Annotated in this window: 17 protein-coding genes; 12 read left to right on the top strand and 5 right to left on the bottom strand. The window is 66.2% G+C overall.

What is annotated here, in order from left to right; genetic code table 11:
* Positions 1–6: 6 nt before the first annotated feature.
* From sucC to BN948_RS15145, 8 genes are all read left to right on the top strand, one after another.
* The gene (sucC, locus tag BN948_RS15180; protein ID WP_009520697.1) at positions 7–1,170 is read left to right on the top strand and encodes an ADP-forming succinate--CoA ligase subunit beta; all 1,164 of its coding nucleotides are present in this window, start codon (positions 7–9) and stop codon (positions 1,168–1,170) included.
* Between the two features lie 9 nt (positions 1,171–1,179).
* Positions 1,180–2,073 carry a succinate--CoA ligase subunit alpha gene (gene sucD / locus BN948_RS15175; protein WP_009520696.1) on the top strand — a complete coding sequence of 298 codons (894 nt, stop codon included), beginning with the start codon at positions 1,180–1,182 and terminating at the stop codon, positions 2,071–2,073.
* Between the two features lie 341 nt (positions 2,074–2,414).
* Positions 2,415–3,200: a Stp1/IreP family PP2C-type Ser/Thr phosphatase gene (locus BN948_RS15170; protein ID WP_035622411.1), complete on the top strand. Its 786-nt coding sequence runs from the start codon at positions 2,415–2,417 to the stop codon at positions 3,198–3,200.
* 49 nt (positions 3,201–3,249) lie between these two features.
* Entirely contained in the window at positions 3,250–3,882 is a 633-nt protein-coding gene (locus BN948_RS15165) for an FHA domain-containing protein (RefSeq protein WP_009520694.1), read from the top strand.
* 137 nt (positions 3,883–4,019) lie between these two features.
* On the top strand, positions 4,020–4,811 hold the full coding sequence (locus tag BN948_RS15160; protein WP_009520693.1) for an MBL fold metallo-hydrolase: 792 nt from the start codon (positions 4,020–4,022) through the stop codon (positions 4,809–4,811).
* 188 nt (positions 4,812–4,999) lie between these two features.
* Positions 5,000–5,518, top strand: coding sequence for a pilin (locus tag BN948_RS15155; RefSeq protein ID WP_009520692.1), 519 nt, complete (start codon positions 5,000–5,002; stop codon positions 5,516–5,518).
* A 78-nt stretch (positions 5,519–5,596) separates the two neighbouring features.
* A complete protein-coding gene (gene tfpZ, locus BN948_RS15150) occupies positions 5,597–6,370 on the top strand; it encodes a TfpX/TfpZ family type IV pilin accessory protein (protein ID WP_009520691.1) in 774 nt (257 codons plus the stop codon).
* A 166-nt stretch (positions 6,371–6,536) separates the two neighbouring features.
* Positions 6,537–7,943, top strand: a complete 1,407-nt coding sequence (locus tag BN948_RS15145; protein ID WP_009520690.1) for a PglL family O-oligosaccharyltransferase — start codon at positions 6,537–6,539, stop codon at positions 7,941–7,943.
* Positions 7,944–7,962: 19 nt separating this feature from the next.
* On the opposite strand, the gene moaC is transcribed toward BN948_RS15145, so the two are convergent.
* A complete protein-coding gene (moaC, locus tag BN948_RS15140) occupies positions 7,963–8,472 on the bottom strand; it encodes a cyclic pyranopterin monophosphate synthase MoaC (protein WP_035622406.1) in 510 nt (169 codons plus the stop codon).
* A 125-nt stretch (positions 8,473–8,597) separates the two neighbouring features.
* Here moaC and BN948_RS15135 point away from each other — a divergent pair, with 125 nt between their 5' ends.
* Positions 8,598–10,181 carry a M48 family metalloprotease gene (locus tag BN948_RS15135; protein WP_236953879.1) on the top strand — a complete coding sequence of 528 codons (1,584 nt, stop codon included), beginning with the start codon at positions 8,598–8,600 and terminating at the stop codon, positions 10,179–10,181.
* Between the two features lie 64 nt (positions 10,182–10,245).
* On the opposite strand, the gene BN948_RS15130 is transcribed toward BN948_RS15135, so the two are convergent.
* Together BN948_RS15130 and BN948_RS15125 are read right to left on the bottom strand one after the other, a co-directional pair.
* Positions 10,246–10,596 carry a phage holin family protein gene (locus BN948_RS15130; protein ID WP_009520687.1) on the bottom strand — a complete coding sequence of 117 codons (351 nt, stop codon included), beginning with the start codon at positions 10,594–10,596 and terminating at the stop codon, positions 10,246–10,248.
* 7 nt (positions 10,597–10,603) lie between these two features.
* The gene (locus tag BN948_RS15125; protein ID WP_009520686.1) at positions 10,604–11,314 is read right to left on the bottom strand and encodes a TerC family protein; all 711 of its coding nucleotides are present in this window, start codon (positions 11,312–11,314) and stop codon (positions 10,604–10,606) included.
* A 343-nt stretch (positions 11,315–11,657) separates the two neighbouring features.
* Between BN948_RS15125 and BN948_RS15120 the strand changes: the two genes are divergently transcribed.
* Positions 11,658–12,335 (top strand): TerC family protein, encoded by a 678-nt coding sequence (locus tag BN948_RS15120; RefSeq protein WP_009520215.1) that lies wholly within the window; start codon positions 11,658–11,660, stop codon positions 12,333–12,335.
* 74 nt (positions 12,336–12,409) lie between these two features.
* Positions 12,410–12,811, top strand: a complete 402-nt coding sequence (locus BN948_RS15115; protein WP_009520216.1) for a DUF3717 domain-containing protein — start codon at positions 12,410–12,412, stop codon at positions 12,809–12,811.
* 36 nt (positions 12,812–12,847) lie between these two features.
* Here BN948_RS15115 and purB read toward each other — a convergent pair whose 3' ends face one another.
* Positions 12,848–14,263 (bottom strand): adenylosuccinate lyase, encoded by a 1,416-nt coding sequence (purB, locus tag BN948_RS15110; protein ID WP_009520217.1) that lies wholly within the window; start codon positions 14,261–14,263, stop codon positions 12,848–12,850.
* Between the two features lie 110 nt (positions 14,264–14,373).
* Between purB and BN948_RS15105 the strand changes: the two genes are divergently transcribed.
* Positions 14,374–14,991: a glutathione S-transferase N-terminal domain-containing protein gene (locus BN948_RS15105; RefSeq protein ID WP_009520218.1), complete on the top strand. Its 618-nt coding sequence runs from the start codon at positions 14,374–14,376 to the stop codon at positions 14,989–14,991.
* A gap of 21 nt (positions 14,992–15,012) precedes the next feature.
* Here the strand turns inward: BN948_RS15105 and BN948_RS15100 are convergent, their stop codons facing one another.
* Positions 15,013–16,368, bottom strand: a complete 1,356-nt coding sequence (locus tag BN948_RS15100; protein ID WP_009520219.1) for an NAD(P)/FAD-dependent oxidoreductase — start codon at positions 16,366–16,368, stop codon at positions 15,013–15,015.
* Positions 16,369–16,657 lie beyond the last annotated feature (289 nt).

The following is a 16,657-nucleotide window of genomic DNA, read 5'->3' as shown; positions in this document are numbered from 1 at the left end:
GACCTCATGAAGATTCACGAATACCAAGGCAAGGAAATCCTGCGCCAGTTTGGTGTGCCCGTGCCGCGCGGCATTCCCGCGTTCACGGTGCAGGAGGCGGTGGAAGCCGCGCAGAAGCTCGGCGGACCCGTGTGGGTCGTCAAGGCGCAGATCCACGCCGGTGGTCGCGGCAAGGGCGGCGGCGTGAAGGTGGCCAAGAGCATCGATCAGGTGAAAGAGCTGGCCGGCCAGATCCTGGGCATGCAGCTCAAGACCCACCAGACCGGCCCCGAGGGCCAGAAGGTTCGCCGCCTCTACATCGAAGACGGCGCCGACATCCAGAAGGAGTACTACCTCTCCGCCGTGACCGACCGCGGCACGCAGAAGGTGGCTTTCATTGCTTCCAGCGAAGGCGGCATGGACATCGAGGAAGTGGCGCACGCCACGCCCGAGAAGATCGTCAAGGTCTTCGTCGACCCGCTCGTGGGCTTCACCGACGCGCAGGCCAAGGAACTCGCCAAGGGCATCAGCCTGCCGGCCGACTCCGAAGCGCAGTTCGCCGACATCTGCAAGAAGCTCTACAAGTGCTACATGGACACGGACGCTTCTCTGGTCGAGATCAACCCGCTCAACCGCGACGGCAAGGGCAACATCATCGCCCTGGACGCCAAGTTCAACTTTGATTCGAACGCCCTGTTCCGCCATCCCGAGATCGTCGCCCTGCGCGATCTGGATGAGGAAGACCCGGCCGAGATCGAAGCATCCAAGTTCGACCTCGCCTACATCAGCCTGGACGGCAACATCGGCTGCCTGGTGAACGGTGCCGGCCTGGCCATGGCCACCATGGACACCATCAAGCTGTTCGGCGCCGAGCCGGCCAACTTCCTCGACGTGGGCGGCGGCGCCACCCCCGAGAAGGTCACCGAAGCCTTCAAGATCATGCTCAAGAACGACAAGGTGAAGGCCATCCTGGTCAACATCTTCGGCGGCATCATGAAGTGCGACACCATCGCCACGGGCGTCATCACCGCCTGCCGCGCGGTGAACCTGAGCGTGCCGCTGGTGGTGCGCATGAAGGGCACCAACGAAGAACTGGGCAAGAAGATGCTGGCCGAATCCGGCCTGCCCATCATCAGCGCCGACTCCATGGCCGAAGCGGCCCAGAAGGTCGTCGCCGCCGTCAAAGCCTGAGGAGCCAACATGTCGATCTACATCAACAAAGACACCAAGCTCATCACCCAGGGCATCACGGGCAAGACCGGCCAGTTCCACACCGAGAAGTGCCAGGAATACGCCAACGGCAAGCACTGCTTCGCCGCCGGCGTGAACCCCAAGAAGGCCGGCGAGTCGATCTTCAACATCCCGATCTACGCCTCGGTGAAGGAAGCCGCCCAGCAGACCGGCGCCACCGTGTCCGTGATTTACGTGCCGCCCGCGGGCGCCGCCGCCGCCATCTGGGAAGCCGTCGAGGCCGACCTGGACCTGGCGATCTGCATCACCGAAGGCATCCCCGTGCGCGACATGCTGGAAGTGCGCAACAAGATGAAGGCCAAGGAAGCCAAGGGCGGCAAGAAAACGCTGCTGCTGGGTCCCAACTGCCCCGGCCTGATCACGCCCGACGAGATCAAGATCGGCATCATGCCCGGCCACATCCACCGCAAGGGCCGCATCGGCGTGGTCTCCCGCTCGGGTACGCTGACCTATGAAGCCGTGGCGCAGCTCACCGAAATCGGCCTGGGCCAGTCCAGCGCGGTCGGCATTGGTGGTGACCCCATCAACGGCCTCAAGCACATCGACGTCATGAAGGCCTTCAACGACGACCCCGACACCGATGCCGTGATCATGATCGGCGAGATCGGCGGCCCCGACGAGGCCGAGGCCGCGATGTGGTGCAAGGCGAACATGAAAAAACCCGTGGTCGGCTTCATCGCCGGCGTCACGGCGCCCCCCGGCAAGCGCATGGGCCACGCTGGCGCGCTCATCAGCGGCGGTGCCGACACGGCCGACGCCAAGCTGGCCATCATGGAAGAGTGTGGCTTCAAGGTCACGCGCAACCCGTCCGAGATGGGCAAGCTGCTCAAGTCGCTGATCTGAGCGGGTTGAACAGATGTGCAAAAGGCAACGCGCGCGTTGCCTTTTTTTTCGCCTGTTGCGCGCAACGTGACGCTTGTCACCGATGCTGCTTGTCTCGCCCCGGGCGCTTGAAACAAAATGCAACACCTGTCGGGCGGCGCCTGCCGCTTGTCCTTTCAACCCTGCGTGAGGCCGATGATCCTGCGGCTCGCACGTCGTCGCGAGTCTCTTCTGGAGTGCCTCCGTGTCTGCCCGTGAATCTCCCCACACCGTGGGCCGGCCTCGCCTTCGGCGCTCCCAGCCTCTGCGGTCGTCCGCCGACGAACGCGCCTCGATCTGCCCCTCGGTATAACGCCTCGCACATGAATTTCGAGTTTCACGCCCTGACCGACCCGGGTCTTGTCAGGGACAACAACGAAGACTCGGTGGCACTCGACCCCGACAACCGCCTGGCCATCCTTGCCGATGGCATGGGCGGCTACAACGCGGGTGAGGTCGCCAGCGCCATGGCCACCACCTTCATCAAGACGGAACTGGGGCGCTGGATCGCCGAGGGCGGCTTCGAGGCCAGTACGCGCGAGTTGAAGCGGGCCATGGAAATCTGCATCGACAACGCCAACCGGTCGATCTTCAACGCCGCCAACGCCAACCCGCAGTACGCCGGCATGGGCACCACGCTCGTGATGGGCGTGTTTCTCGACGGCCGCGTGATGATCGGCCACGTCGGCGATTCCCGCTGCTATCGCCTGCGCCGGGGTGAGTTCGTGCAGATGACGCGCGACCACTCCCTGCTGCAGGAGCAGATCGACGCCGGCCTGATCTCCATGGAGCAGGCGCAATTTGCCACCCACCGCAACCTGGTGACGCGGGCGCTGGGCGTGGAAGACACCGTGCTGCTCGAAGTCAACGAATACCGCGCCGAGGACGGCGACCTATACCTCTTCTGCTCCGATGGCCTGAACGACATGCTCAGCGATGAACGCATCGCCGCGCTGCTGATCACCGCCGGCACCTTGGAGGAAAAGGCAACGGCCCTGGTCGAAGCCGCCAATGGTGCGGGTGGCCGCGACAATATTTCGGTGATACTGGCGTTTGCCCGCGCTCGAGCCACCCGCCGCGGCCTGCTGTCGCGCATGCTGGGTCAATAATCCGCCCTGATCCCAAACCAAGTCCAACAGGAATCCCGAGGAGTCGGCCATGCCGAAAATGATCGTTTCCATCGACGGCGTCGTCATCAAGGAGGTGCAGCTCACCAAGGACCGCACCACGCTGGGCCGCCGTCCTTATAACGACATCGTCATCGACAACCTGGCCGTCAGTGGCGAACACGCCGTGCTGCAGATGTCGGGCGCCGACGTATTCCTCGAAGACCTCAACAGCACCAACGGCACCTACGTCAACGGCAAGGCGATCAAGAAGCAGCAGTTGCAGGGCGGCGACACGGTCGAGATCGGCAAGTACAAGATCAAGTTCGTCAACGACTCGGCCGACTCCCACGAGAAGACGACCGTCATCAGTGGTGGCGCGGTGGTCTCCGGTGCTGCCGAGGCAGCTGCCGCCGTCAACCTTGGCCCGGCCGCCATCAAGGTCATCAGCGGCTCGGCCGCGGGACGCGAGGTAGCGTTGACCAAGGTCGTCACCACCATCGGCAAGCCGGGGGTGGCGGTGGCCGCCATCACCCGCCGCCCGCACGGGTACGTGGTGGCCATGGTCGAGGGCACGGTCAAGCCCACGGTCAATGGCCAGCCGCTCAGCACCGACGGCATCGATCTCCGCCATGGCGATCTGCTGGAGCTGGCCGGTACGCAGATGCAGTTCGTGCAGCAGTAACGCTTCGCCCTGCAGCGCCCGTCGCCTGGTCCGCCAGTGGTGCTGCATACGCCGACCGGCGCCGAGAAATAAGTCACACCCTGCGCAAACGGCGGGGGGTACGCTCGGAACCCTTGAAATTCTTCCCCCCGCTGCAGATGAGGGTTCGCGTACTCGGCTGTTCCGGCGCCATCGCCCAGGGTTGCCGCACCACCGCTTTCCTGATCGACGACGACACGCTCGTCGACGCCGGCACCGGCGTGGGTGATCTTGGCATCGACGAGATGCTGCGCATCGACCATGTGCTGCTCACGCACGCACACCTCGATCACGTGGCCTCACTTCCGCTGATGCTGGATGCGGTGGCGTCGCGCCGGCTGGCTGATGGCAGGGCTGCGCTGGCGGTGCATGCGTTGCCGGGCACCATTGCCGCGCTCAGGGCGCACATCTTCAACGACGTGATCTGGCCGGATTTTTCGCGGATCCCGTCGGAAGCCGAACCGCTGATGCGCTTCGTGCCGTTTGATGTCGGCGACGTCGTGAAAGTCAACGGCAAGTGCTTCGAGGCCCTGCCCGCCGTGCACACGGTGCCGGCGGTGGGCTTTGCCGTGGCCAGCGAGCGTGGTGGTCAGCACTGGGTGTTCAGCGGTGACACCGGGCGCAACCCGGCCTTCTGGAACCGCGTGAATCAATTGGACGTGGCGCAACTGATCATCGAAACGGCTTTCAGCGATCGCGAAGCCGAGCTGGCGCGCCGCAGCCAGCACCTGGCGCCGGTGCTGCTGGCCGAGGAGTTGCGCCACATCGCGCCGGATAGCCGCTACCCGATCCACATCACCCACACCAAGCCGGCGGAGACCGATCAGATCGCGGACGAGATCCGGCGCATGGGGGTGAATGCGCTGCGCGACATCCGCTGGCTCAGTGCGGGGCAAGTATTCGACGTCTGACAAATTCTGTCGACTCCTCTGGCGGCGACAAAATTTGTTCCTCGGGAAGTAGGCCAAAAGGCAGTAGTTGGTCGTGTCGCGCCCGGTCATCCACCCAGTCGGCACGCTCATCTGTCACAGCAAGCTGGCACGCCATCTGCAGAAGGGGACACGTCTCAACCCCAACCCCCCTTCCGGAGGAGTTCTCAATGAAGCGTGCAATTCAAAAAGGTTTCACCCTGATCGAACTGATGATCGTGGTGGCCATCATCGGCATCCTGGCGGCGGTGGCGCTGCCGGCTTATCAGGATTACACAGTGCGTGCTCGCGTGTCCGAGGGGCTGGTCGGCGCATCTGCGGCGAAGGTCAACGTTCAGGACGTCTTGTCTTCGGGCAACCCCGGTGACGACGCCGCGGGGTACAGTCTCGGGTTCCGTGAAGTCAGCGCGGCGAACGGTAACCAGACTCGCAACGTAGAAGCTCTTTCTATCGCCGCTGCGACTGGTGTGATTACGGTAGACATGCAAGCGGCAGCAGGTGGCGGTACGCTGATCATCACCCCGAATGCTCCGATCGGGAGCCAACTGCCGGACGGCACCAATCCCTTCACTCCGCCCGCAGAGGCTGTGGCATGGCGTTGCCGCGCAGAAAACGCAGTAGCGAACAACTTCCAGGGCGGTGCGGCCGGCACTCTGCCGGCGCGTTTTGCCCCCGCTGAATGCAAGTAAGCTAGGCCAGCGGCTACCGCAAACCTGACGAAAGAAGGAGCGCGCAAGCGCTCCTCTTTTTTTGCCGAGCGTTCCACCATGAGCATGAGCCTGCGCCTCCGAGCCTCCAGCCGAGCGGCCGGAATCCACCTGTTGGTCAGCCTGCTGGTGGCGGGCATCGTGGCGGCACTGGTGTTTCTCGTCTGGTATCCACAAGGGCTCCATCGCCTCACGGGGGGCAGCGCCTTGTTCCTTATCCTGATGGGAGTCGATGTGGTGTGCGGACCTCTCCTGACCCTGGTGCTTTTTAACCCCCATAAGGCCCGTCACTTGTGGCGGATGGATCTGGGGCTGATCGTGATGCTTCAAGCCGGGGCCTTGTTCTACGGCTTGACCCAGGTGGCCACAGCGCGTCCGGTGTACATAGCGTTTGAAGGCGACAGCTTCCGTGTCGTTCAAGCTTTCGACGTCGACGAGACGCGATTGCCCGAGGCTCCGGCGGCGCTGGCCCGGTTGCCACTCACCGGCCCCGAACCCATCGGCGTGCGCATCGCAGAGTCCTCGGATGCCGACTTTCTAGCGAGTCTGCAGTTGTCCCTGAAGGGTGAGCATTCCGCCTTCCGTCCCGGCCGATGGCTTCCTTACGGTGACCGGGTGGATGCCGTCAAGGCTGCCCTTAAGCCGATCGATCGACTTCAAAAGCGCAACGCCGATGGCCGCCAGTATGTCGATCGCGCCCTTGGTAAGTTGGGCGTTTCTCCTCATCAGGTCGGGTACTTGCCCTTGGTGCGCGATGTCATCACAGACTGGGTGGTCGTGATCGACAGATCGTCAGGGCAACCTCTGGCCTATTGGCCTGTTGATGGCTGGTGATTGCTGCGCTCGCTTGCCGGACATGCAAGTTTCCTCAGAACAAGTCCTGCAATCTCAGCCTGTGTACCAGTCAGCGCATAGCAAGGCCCGAGGGGTGCTGATTCTGGGCGCGGTTTTGGTCGCATTTCCATGGTTGTGGCCGCTGAACCTTGGCCCGATGCCTCAGATGCTGCCCAATCTGGTCGCCTGGAGCTGCGGTGCGCTACTCCTGGGCCTCTGGTGGTGGCTGCGCGACGGGTTCGACAAAGTGTTGGCCGCCGGCGTACTGCTTGCCGCCACGCTGAATGCGCTAATCGCCCTCCTGCAGTACTTCGATTGGGAGTCGATGTTCGTTCCCTGGATTGCGTCCTCCAGACCCGGTGAGGCGTTTGGCAATGTGCAGCAACGCAATTTGTTGGCGTCGCTTTTGTGCATGGGTCTGGTGTCGCTGGACTATTTGGTCCGACGTGATCGCATGTGGCATTCGCTCCGATGGAGCCTTGGGGCTATCTTGATACTCGCACTGGCGGCCACGAGTTCACGGACCGGCTTCATGCACATCATGCTGCTGACGGTGCTGACGGTATTCTGGCGCCGCGACGAAGGACGGCGGATCTGGCTCCAGGCAGGGGCCTTGCTGTTGGCCTATCTCTTGGCCTCTGTCCTCATGCCCATGCTGCTGCATTGGGCGACTGGCTTGCGCATAGACGATCTTATGGCGCGCTTTCTCACTGACTATCAATGTGCAAGTCGGCGTGTCATCTGGTCCAACATGCTGGAGCTGGCTGCATTGCGACCTTTAACAGGCTGGGGCGCCGGTGAACTCTTGTTTGCGCACTACATCACTGACTATGAGGGGCCGCGGGCATGCATCAAGTTGGCTCACGCGCACAACCTGTTCCTGCATTGGGCGGTGATCTGGGGGTGGCCACTCACGGCGCTGTTGACCGCAGCCATGATCCTTGCGTTGACTCATTGCAGACCCTGGGCCGCCAAGTGCTCGCGGGGGCGATTCGCATGGGCCCTGCTCGCGCTCATGGGGGCACACAGTCTCGTCGAGTTTCCGATGTGGTACGGGTGGTTTCAGGTCGTGGCCTTGTGTGCGGGCGTGCTTCTGGTGCAGTCGAATATGAAGAGGCGGACATCAGATGCTTCGGGGTACACCACTTCAAGTCGCTGGCGGCTGCCCGTGTTGCTGACTGGCTCCGCTGCGTTGCTGACGGCGTTCGGACTGATCGCCATGGACTATTTCAAAGCCAGCCAACCGTATCTCCCGTTGCACATGCGGCCCGAGTACTACCGGGTGGACACGTTGAAGCGCATTCAGGACACGGTGCTATTCCAATCGCATGTCATCGTTGCAGGCGTAGTCTCAACGCCTGTCACGCCCTCAAATGCTCAGGTGATGCTCGCCGCCGCACAAGAGGCGCTGCACACCGCCCCGGACTCGCGGATCATCCGCCAACTCCTGATTGCAGCCTCATTCCTGGGACGAGACGACCTCGTGGCGCTTCACACCAGGCAATACGCAGCCGCTTGGCCGAACGAATATCGCGAATGGCAGGCCATGAACGGCTTGGCACCTGAAAAGTAATCGCGACAAGTCGGCGGACTCAATCACCCAAATACACCCCGCTCTTGCCCCCTCGCTTTTCCCGCAACTGTACGCTTTGGACCACCATCCCCCGATCCACCGCCTTGCACATGTCGTAGATCGTCAGCAGGGCCACCGACGCCGCAGTCAGCGCCTCCATCTCCACCCCCGTCTGCCCCATGCATTCCGCCGTCGCCGTGCACAGCACGCTGTGATCGGCGGCGTCCACCATGAACTCCACCGCCACCCGCGTCAGTGCAATCGGGTGGCACAGCGGGATCAGGTCGCTGGTCTTCTTGGCGGCCATGATGCCGGCCAGTCGAGCCACGCCCAGCACGTCGCCCTTTTTTGCAGTGCCCGATTCGATCAGCGCCAGAGTCGCCGGCTGCATCGTGATCCGGCCTTCGGCGATGGCAACACGGTGAGTGCTTGCTTTCGCCCCCACGTCCACCATGTGCGCCTGCCCTTGCGCGTCGAAATGGGTCAGCGGGCTGCCGGACGGGGCCTGGGATGAAGAGGACTTGGACACGTTCTTGACGCCTGTTAACGCCGCTTCATGGCGGCTTTGCGCGTTCGCGCGGTGAACCGGTGGGGTGTTGGGGGCATCATACGGCCATGCTTTCGACCTCTGCGGGCCTCCGCCGGCCTCCGCGATTGGCGCTTTCCCTGCTGGCGCTCGCCCTGGCTTGGCCAGCGACGACTGTGCAGGCCCAGAGCGATGGCGCCGCCCGCGCCGCGGCGCAGCGCCCGGGCGCCAACGCCCAGGGCAATCCCGGCGGCAACCTTTCCCTCCCCAGCCTCGGAGACGGCGAGGGTCTCACCGTCTCCGCCGAGCGCCGCCTGGGCGACCGCATCGCCCGCAGCATCTACCAGGACCCGGACTACCTCGACGACCCCATGCTCGTCGACTACCTCCAACTCCTGTGGCAGCCCTTGCTGGCCGCCGCCAAGCAGCGCGGCGAGGTGCCGCCCGAACTGGCCGAGCGCCTCGCCTGGGAGCTCATGATCTCGCGCGAGCGCAGCGTCAACGCCTTCGCGCTGCCTGGTGGCTACCTGGGGGTCAACCTGGGCCTGCTCGCGGTGACCGAGCGTCCCGAGGAGTTGGCCTCGGTGATGGCGCATGAACTCAGCCACGTCTCGCAGCGCCACATCGCGCGAATGATGTCGAACGAGCAGCGACTGGCACCCTGGATGATCGGCGCCATGATCCTGGGCGCGTTGGCGGCCGGCTCCAACCCACAGGCGGCGGGCGCCGCCATCGCGGGCGGTTCGGCGGTGGCGGCACAACAGTCGCTGAAGTTCTCGCGTGACATGGAGCGCGAGGCCGACCGAGTGGGCTTCGGCGTGCTCACCGGGGCAGGCTTCGATGGCCAGGGCTTCGTGAGCATGTTCGACAAGCTGGCGCAGGCCTCGCGGCTGAACGACGACGGTGCCTTCCCCTATCTGCGCAGCCACCCGCTGACGGGCGAGCGCATCGCCGACATGCAGTCGCGCCTGCCTTCGGCCGCCGCCGGTGTGGGCCCGCGCGCGGACGCGCCGGTGCGGCCTGCGGGCCTGCCCTCGGCCGCAATGCACGCGTTGGCCTCGGCGCGCGCGCGGGTACTGGCCGAGCGCAACAGCACGCGCTGGTCCAACTGGGTGCAGATCGCGGCCGGGTCCGCGGCGAAGCCTGGTGAGCTGTATGCGGGCGCCCTGTCCGCGCAACGCCTGGGCCAGCACGATCGCGCGGCCGAACTGGCCCAGCGCCTGCGCACCGCCGTGGCCGGCAGCGACGCGCGCGCGATGGCCGATGCCCTGATGTTGGAGTTGCTGATGTCGCCCGGCGCGCCCGCCAACGCGGCGCTGTTGGCCGAGTTGCGCGACGCGGCGTTGGCCTCCGGCTCGCGCGGTCCGCTGCTGCTGGGCGCGCAGGCCGCCGTCGCCAGCGGCGAAGCCGAGCGCGCCGCCTCGCGTCTGCAGGTCTGGGTGGTGGACCACCCGCGCGACGCGCAGGCCTGGCAGATCCTGGCTCGCGCGCACCAGAACCGCGGCCGCACCCTGCGCGCGGTGCGCGCCGAGGCCGAGGCACGAGCCGCGCATTTCGATTGGGATGGCGCACTGGAGCGCCTGAAGGCCGCGCAGGCCCTGCCGCCCGCGCAGCGCAACGCCGACCCGATCGAGCTGGCCATCGTGGACAGCCGCCGCCGGGACGTGGAAGACCGCCTGCGCGAGGCAATGCGCGAAGAAGACAAGCGCTGAGCGCGCCTTGCCAGGTAATGTGTGCCGCCAGTCAGGCCGGCTGCAGGCGCTGCGCGGGTCTGGCTCAGCCCAGCCGCAGGCTGCGCAGCGCCGCGTCCACCACCAGCATGATCACCGAGTAGATGATGGAGCCCAACATGGCCGCCCAGAAGCCGGCCACGTAAAAGCCGTCGAGCACACTGGCCGCGGCCCAGAACAACAGTGCGTTGATGACGAACAGGAACAGCCCGAAGGTCACCAGCGTCACCGGCAGCGTCAGCAGCACCAGCACCGGGCGCAGCAGCATGTAGAAGAGGCCGATCACCGCGGCGGCGATGAGCGCCGACGGGAAGCTGCGCACTTCCACGCCGCCATACAGCCACGCCACCAGCAGCAGCGCGCAAGCCGCCAACACCCAGCGCAGGATCAGCCGCATGGTGACCTCAGGCTTTCTCGGCCGCGTCAGCGCGTTGCGCCACGCGCCGGTTGTGCAGGTAGCCCAGGGCCAACACCACCACGATGGTGAGTGCCACGAAGCCCCAGTAAGCGGCCATCTGCGCGAACTCGGGACCTTTGAACCAGGGCGCCAGCAGCGCCTCGTTCACCACCATCTTGCCGGCGGTGAAGGCCAGCACACCGGCGCCGATGTACATGATGGCCGGGTACTTCTCGACGAGCTTGAGGATCAGCGTGCTGCCGAACACCACGATGGGGATGCTGATGAGCAGGCCGATGACCACCAGGTCGAAGGCGCCGCGCGCTGCACCCGCCACGCCCAGCACGTTGTCGATGCCCATTACCGCGTCCGCGATGATGATGGTCTTCATGGCGCCCCAGAAGGTGGTGGCCGCCGGGCCGTGCTCGTCACCATCGCCTTCGTCTTCGGCGATCAGCTTGTAGGCGATCCACATGAGCGCGATACCGCCGATGGCCATGAGCCCGGGGATCTTCAGCAGCCACACCACCACCAGCGTCATGGCCGAGCGCACGACGATGGCCCCGACCGTGCCCCAGACGATGGCCTTCTTCTGGTGTTCCTTGGGCAGGTTGCGGGCGGCCAATGCGATCACGATGGCGTTGTCGCCGGCGAGCACGAGGTCAATGAGGATGATGGCCAGCAATGCGGACCACCAGGCAGCGGACATGAATTCCATGGTGAAACGGGGCTCCAGAAGCGATGAGGTCTGAAGGTCTTGCCCGGCAGCACGTGACCGTGTTGCCCAACGCGCCGGGTGCCGCGCCGCGGACACCGTACTGACGACGCGTTGACCGGCGCGGCAAGGCGCCAGAAGGAGCCGCCACCGCGCCCGGGAGCTACTCCCCTTCCGCGAAACCGTGGATTGTATGCGGCGAGGCCAGCCGCCCGCCAGCCGGGCTCACCGGGGAATTGCGTACGCGGTATCCCTCACCCGGCACTGCCTGTGAGCATGCCTACACTGTTCGGGCCGACCGGCGGGCGTTCCGGTGGTCGATCCCCGCTCACTGGAAAGCCCCACCATGGAATTGCTGTCGAGTCCCCAGTTCTGGCTGGGCCTGGGCCAGATCATCTGGATCAACATCATTCTGTCGGGCGACAACGCCGTGGTGATCGCGCTGGCCGCGCGAGGGCTCGGGCCGCGGCAGCAGAAGCAGGCGATCTTCTGGGGCACGGCGGCGGCGGTGCTGCTGCGCGTGGTGCTGACCGTGGTGGCCGTCAAGCTCATGCAGATGCCCTGGCTGCAACTGGTGGGCGGCCTGCTGCTGCTGTGGATCGGCGTGCAACTGCTCAACGGCGGTGACGATGAGGCGTCCGGGGGACCCGCCAACGGTGGCCTGCTCGCCGCCATCCGCACCATCCTCGTGGCCGATCTGGTGATGAGCCTGGACAACGTGATCGGCGTGGCCGCCGCCGCCAACGGCAACATTCCTTTGCTGGTGATCGGGCTGGCCATCGCCATTCCCATCGTGATCTTTGGCAGCACGCTGATGATCCGGATCATGGGCCGCTTCCCCGCCATCGTGACCCTGGGTGCTGCACTGATCGGCTGGGTGGGGGGCGAAACCCTGGTCTCCGACAAGATGATCGAGCCCTGGATTCCGCACCACTCCGTGGGCTTCTATGCCGCGGCTGCGCTGGGCGCGCTGCTGGTGGTGGCCATGGGCAAGTACCTGCAGCGCCGCAACAAGGCGGACTGAGCACCCGGCCGCGCGCGGGGCGTCGCCCCGATGCGCCGGGATGGGGCTCGAGGGCGTCATATCATCGCCCTCCCATGGCCGGCATCCACATCACCGACATCGAAGCGGCCATCAACTGGTGGCGCGAACGTTCTCCCTCGCCCGACGGCGTCTCGTTGCCCGCGCCCACCCGCGCATTAGCCGAGGTTTATGCCCAGCTGGTCTTCTTCCACGAGGCCGAGGCCGACGAGCACAGCATGCCCCCCAAGGCGCGCGAGGCCTGGCTGGCCTGGTACGCCACCACGCCCGATACGCCCTGTATCGCCATCTGCTCCACCAGCCAGGGCGACGACGTATGCAAGGGCTGCGGCCGCCTGTTCGCGGAAGTGCAGCGCTGGACGGAGATGACGCCCGGCGAGAAGCGCCACACCTGGCGACGCATCACCATCGAAGGCGACGCCTGGCGTTTCAACCGCTACCGAGAGCGGGCGGCGTAGGGGCGATCCGCCTTGGGGCGGAGCGTGGGGGCAAGGTCAGGCGCGCCGCGCGAGTTCGGTCGCCTTGCCCGTGTAGCTCGCGGGCGTCATCGCCAGCAAGCGGTCCTTCTCGGCCTGCGGAATCTCCAGGCTGCGGATCAACGCGTGCATGGCCTCGGCCGTGACGGTCTTGCCGCGCGTCACTTCCTTGAGCTTCTCGTAGGCGCCGGAGACGCCGAAGCGCCGCATCACCGTCTGGATGGGCTCGGCGAGCACCTCCCAGGAGGCATCGAGGTCGGCGGCGAGCGCCTCCTCGTTCAGCTCGAGCTTGCCCAGGCCCACGCCCAGCGCGTGGTAGGCCAGCACCGCATAGCCCAGGGCCACGCCCATGTTGCGCAGCACGGTGGAGTCGGTCAGGTCGCGCTGCCAGCGGCTCACGGGCAGCTTCTCGCTCAGGTGACGCAGCAAGGCGTTGGCCAGGCCCAGGTTGCCCTCGGCGTTCTCGAAGTCGATCGGGTTGACCTTGTGCGGCATGGTCGATGAGCCGATCTCGCCCGCCTTGAGCTTTTGCTTGAAGTAGCCCAGGCTCACGTAGCCCCAGATGTCGCGCGCGATGTCGACCAGGATGGTGTTGGTGCGCGCCACCGCGTCGAACAGCTCGGCCATGTAGTCGTGCGGCTCGATCTGGATGCTGTAGGGCTGGAACGTCAGGCCCAGGCCCAGCGGTTCGGGCGTCTCCACCACCTTGCGGCTGAAGGCTTCCCAGTCGAAGTCGGGCCAGGCCGCGAGGTGGGCGTTGTAGTTGCCCACCGCGCCGTTCATCTTGCCCAGCAGCTTCACGCCGGCGACGCGCTCGCGCGCGGCGCTCAGGCGCACCACCACGTTGGCCAGCTCCTTGCCCACGGTGGTGGGGCTGGCCGTCTGGCCGTGGGTGCGGCTGAGCATGGGCACGGCCGCGAAGCCGTGCGCCATCTCGCGCAGCTTGTCGATGACCGCGTCCAGTGCGGGCAGCAGCACCTGCTCGCGCGCGCCCTTGAGTTGCAGTGCGTGGCTGGTGTTGTTGATGTCCTCGCTGGTGCAGGCGAAGTGCACGAACTCGGCCGCGCGCTCCAGCTCGGGGCGGGCCTCGAACTTCGACTTGATCCAGTACTCGACGGCCTTGACGTCGTGGTTGGTGGTTTTTTCGATGGCCTTGATGGCTTCGCCATCGGCCTCGCTGAAGTTCTTCACCAGGCCCAGCAAGTAAGTGCGTGCACCGGGCGACAGCGGCTTGAACTCGTCGAAGCCCGCGTCGGACAGGGCGATGAACCAGGCGACTTCGACCTGCACGCGCCGGTGCATGTAGCCCAGTTCGCTCATGAAGGGACGCAGCGGCGCCAGGCGCCCGGCGTAGCGGCCGTCCAGCGGCGACAGGGCGGTGATCGGGGAGAGGTCGGCGCTCGTGGGCGCGGCGGGAGCAGGGGTCTGGCGCATCCCGGAATTGTAGGAGTGCGCCTGTCCAGGGGCACAGGGGGCCGGGCGCGTCAGGCGAAAGGCCCAGGCCGCTGGCTAAAATCGCCGACCATTCCCTAGCCCCACAGACCATGAAACTCATCGGAGCCGTCACCAGCCCCTACGTGCGCAAAGTGCGCATCGTCATGGCCGAGAAGAAGCTGGACTACCAGTTCGTGCTGGAAGACGTGTGGTCGGACGACACCACCATCGGCGCATCCAACCCGCTGCACAAGGTGCCCTGCCTGGTCATGGAAGGCGGCGAGGCGGTGTTCGACTCCCGCGTGATCGTCGAGTACCTCGACGGCCTGTCGCCGGTGGGCAAGCTCATACCGCCTTCGGGGCGCGAGCGCGCCGAGGTCAAGACCTGGGAGGCCCTGGCCGATGGCGTGCTCGACGCCGCCGTGCTCGCGCGGCTGGAGTCCACCTGGCCGCACCGCACGGCCGAGCAGCGCAGCCAGGCCTGGATCGACCGCCAGATGGTCAAGATCCACGCGGCGCTCAAATCCATGAGCCAGGGCCTGGGGGACAAGCCCTTCTGCTCGGGCATCCACTTCAGCCTGTCCGACGTGGCCGTAGGCTGTGCCCTGGGCTATCTGGACTTCCGTTTCCCCGCCATCGACTGGCGTGGTGACTTCCCCAACCTGGCCCGGCTGAACGACAAGCTCGTGCAGCGCCAGAGCTTCATCGACTCCCTGCCCAGCGCCTGAGAGGGATGAGGGGCCGGGGCTTCAGGCCAGCACCCCCGGCAGCGCCTGGCGCAGGGCGCGCTGGTCGCTGATGCGGGGCACCAGGTCGAAGCGGTCGATCAGCGCACGCGCCGCGTGCAGGCCCGCCTTCAGTCCGTCTTCGTGAAAGCCATCGCCGCACCAGGCACCGGCGTACCAGGTGTGGTGCCCGCCCTGCAGCGCGGGCAGCTGGGCCTGGGCGCGGATCGCCGCGAGGTCGAACACCGGGTGCGCCAGGTCGAAGGTGCCCAGGACCCGCTCGGGTGCGATGGCGCGCGGGGTGCCGAACGACACCAGCACCGGCTGCGCCACTGGCAGCGGCTGCGTGCGGTTGAGCAGGCAGTGCAGGCCGCCGGGTTCGCAATTCCACGCCGCCCAGGCGTCGCGTGCGGCCGGCAGCACCGAGGTGTCGGTGTGCAGCACCGCGCGCCGCGGCTGGAAGCGGATGGCGCCGAGCGTGGCGCGCTCCTCTTCACCCGCTTCTTCGCCCAGCAGGCCCAGCGCCTGATCGGCGTGGCAGGCCAGCACCACGGCGTCGAAGCGCTCGACCTGCGAACCGGTGACGATGCGCACCCCCTGCGCGTCGCGCGCGACATGGTGCACGGGCGTGGACCGGCGAGCGTCGCCAATGCCCGCCACGATGGCCTGCACGAAGGGGCGCGCACCGCCCATCACCGTGAACCAACGTGACCGCCCGCCCACGCGCAAGGGTGTGTGTTGCCGCAGAAAGCGCGACGCGGCCAGCAGGGGCGCGAGCAGCACCTCGTCGGGCGAACACCCCCAGAAACCCGTGAGCAGTGGCAGCAGACAGTCGTCGCGAAACCCGCTCGAGAAGTGGTGTTCGCGCAGGTAGTCACCCAGTGGTTGCAATAGGGGCGTGTCGGGCCCCGTCTCGGCGTGCTGCCGGGTCAGGACGGCGCAGGCGTGCTTGAAGCGCCGGGCGTCGGCCAGCATGCGCCAGAAGCGCGGGCTGGCGAGGTGGCGCCGTTGAGAGAACACGCCGGCCAGATTCGCGCTGCCCCAGGCCAGCCCGGTGCCGCGCACCTGCACCGAAAACGAGCCGTCCGATGCCGCCAGTGGCACGCCCAGCTGCGTGAACAGCGCCAGCAGATTGGGGCTGGTGCGCTCGTCCAGCACCAGGAAGCCCGCGTCCAGGCCGACATTCAATGGCGCGCCGCTCGCGTCGGGCAGCGCCACGTCCAGCGTGCGCGTGTGGCCGCCGAATACATCGTCGGCTTCGAACAGCGTGACGTCGGCCAGGCCCTGCAGCGTGTGCGCAGCCGCCAGCCCGGCGATCCCGGAGCCGACGATGGCCACGCGCACCTGGTGGCGGCGGGCGGGGGTAGCGCTGGGGGTCATGCGCACCCCCGGGGCAATGCCGCCGGGCGGGCCCGGCGGTGGGGTGGACAAGAAACTGCGAAGCGCCCCGACGCGAACAAGGGAGGGAGGGAGGAGGAGGAGAAGCGCCTCGGGATTGCATCCGGAACCCAGGGGCCCGGAAGGCTTCGCAGTGAAAAACGGTGTTCGGGTCGCTCCCTCGCCGATACGCGGGGTTGGAGCGCGAGCCGGTGCGGGAAGTTCCGCAGGAAATGTGATTCGGTTTCAGTGCGGTTCATGGGGCAATCCGGGTGCCCGTTATACCCCCGCC

It is taken from the genome of Hydrogenophaga intermedia (assembly GCF_000723405.1).
Lineage (GTDB): Bacteria > Pseudomonadota > Gammaproteobacteria > Burkholderiales > Burkholderiaceae_C > Hydrogenophaga > Hydrogenophaga intermedia.
Note: the sequence above shows the minus strand (reverse complement) of the source record. Positions and strands in the feature narration are given on the sequence as shown.

Bases quoted from the DNA above. Each gene is read 5' to 3' on its own strand.
- purB (WP_009520217.1), bottom strand. From the start codon at position 14,263: ATGCGCCAGACCCCTGCTCCCGCCGCGCCCACGAGCGCCGACCTCTCC.
- tfpZ (WP_009520691.1), top strand. From the start codon at position 5,597: ATGAGCATGAGCCTGCGCCTCCGAGCCTCCAGCCGAGCGGCCGGAATC.
- sucC (WP_009520697.1), top strand. From the start codon at position 7: ATGAAGATTCACGAATACCAAGGCAAGGAAATCCTGCGCCAGTTTGGT.
- BN948_RS15100 (WP_009520219.1), bottom strand. From the start codon at position 16,368: ATGACCCCCAGCGCTACCCCCGCCCGCCGCCACCAGGTGCGCGTGGCC.
- BN948_RS15125 (WP_009520686.1), bottom strand. From the start codon at position 11,314: ATGGAATTCATGTCCGCTGCCTGGTGGTCCGCATTGCTGGCCATCATC.
- BN948_RS15115 (WP_009520216.1), top strand. From the start codon at position 12,410: ATGGCCGGCATCCACATCACCGACATCGAAGCGGCCATCAACTGGTGG.
- BN948_RS15130 (WP_009520687.1), bottom strand. From the start codon at position 10,596: ATGCGGCTGATCCTGCGCTGGGTGTTGGCGGCTTGCGCGCTGCTGCTG.
- sucD (WP_009520696.1), top strand. From the start codon at position 1,180: ATGTCGATCTACATCAACAAAGACACCAAGCTCATCACCCAGGGCATC.
- BN948_RS15160 (WP_009520693.1), top strand. From the start codon at position 4,020: ATGAGGGTTCGCGTACTCGGCTGTTCCGGCGCCATCGCCCAGGGTTGC.
- BN948_RS15165 (WP_009520694.1), top strand. From the start codon at position 3,250: ATGCCGAAAATGATCGTTTCCATCGACGGCGTCGTCATCAAGGAGGTG.
- BN948_RS15145 (WP_009520690.1), top strand. From the start codon at position 6,537: ATGCTGCCCAATCTGGTCGCCTGGAGCTGCGGTGCGCTACTCCTGGGC.
- BN948_RS15170 (WP_035622411.1), top strand. From the start codon at position 2,415: ATGAATTTCGAGTTTCACGCCCTGACCGACCCGGGTCTTGTCAGGGAC.
- BN948_RS15120 (WP_009520215.1), top strand. From the start codon at position 11,658: ATGGAATTGCTGTCGAGTCCCCAGTTCTGGCTGGGCCTGGGCCAGATC.
- BN948_RS15105 (WP_009520218.1), top strand. From the start codon at position 14,374: ATGAAACTCATCGGAGCCGTCACCAGCCCCTACGTGCGCAAAGTGCGC.
- BN948_RS15155 (WP_009520692.1), top strand. From the start codon at position 5,000: ATGAAGCGTGCAATTCAAAAAGGTTTCACCCTGATCGAACTGATGATC.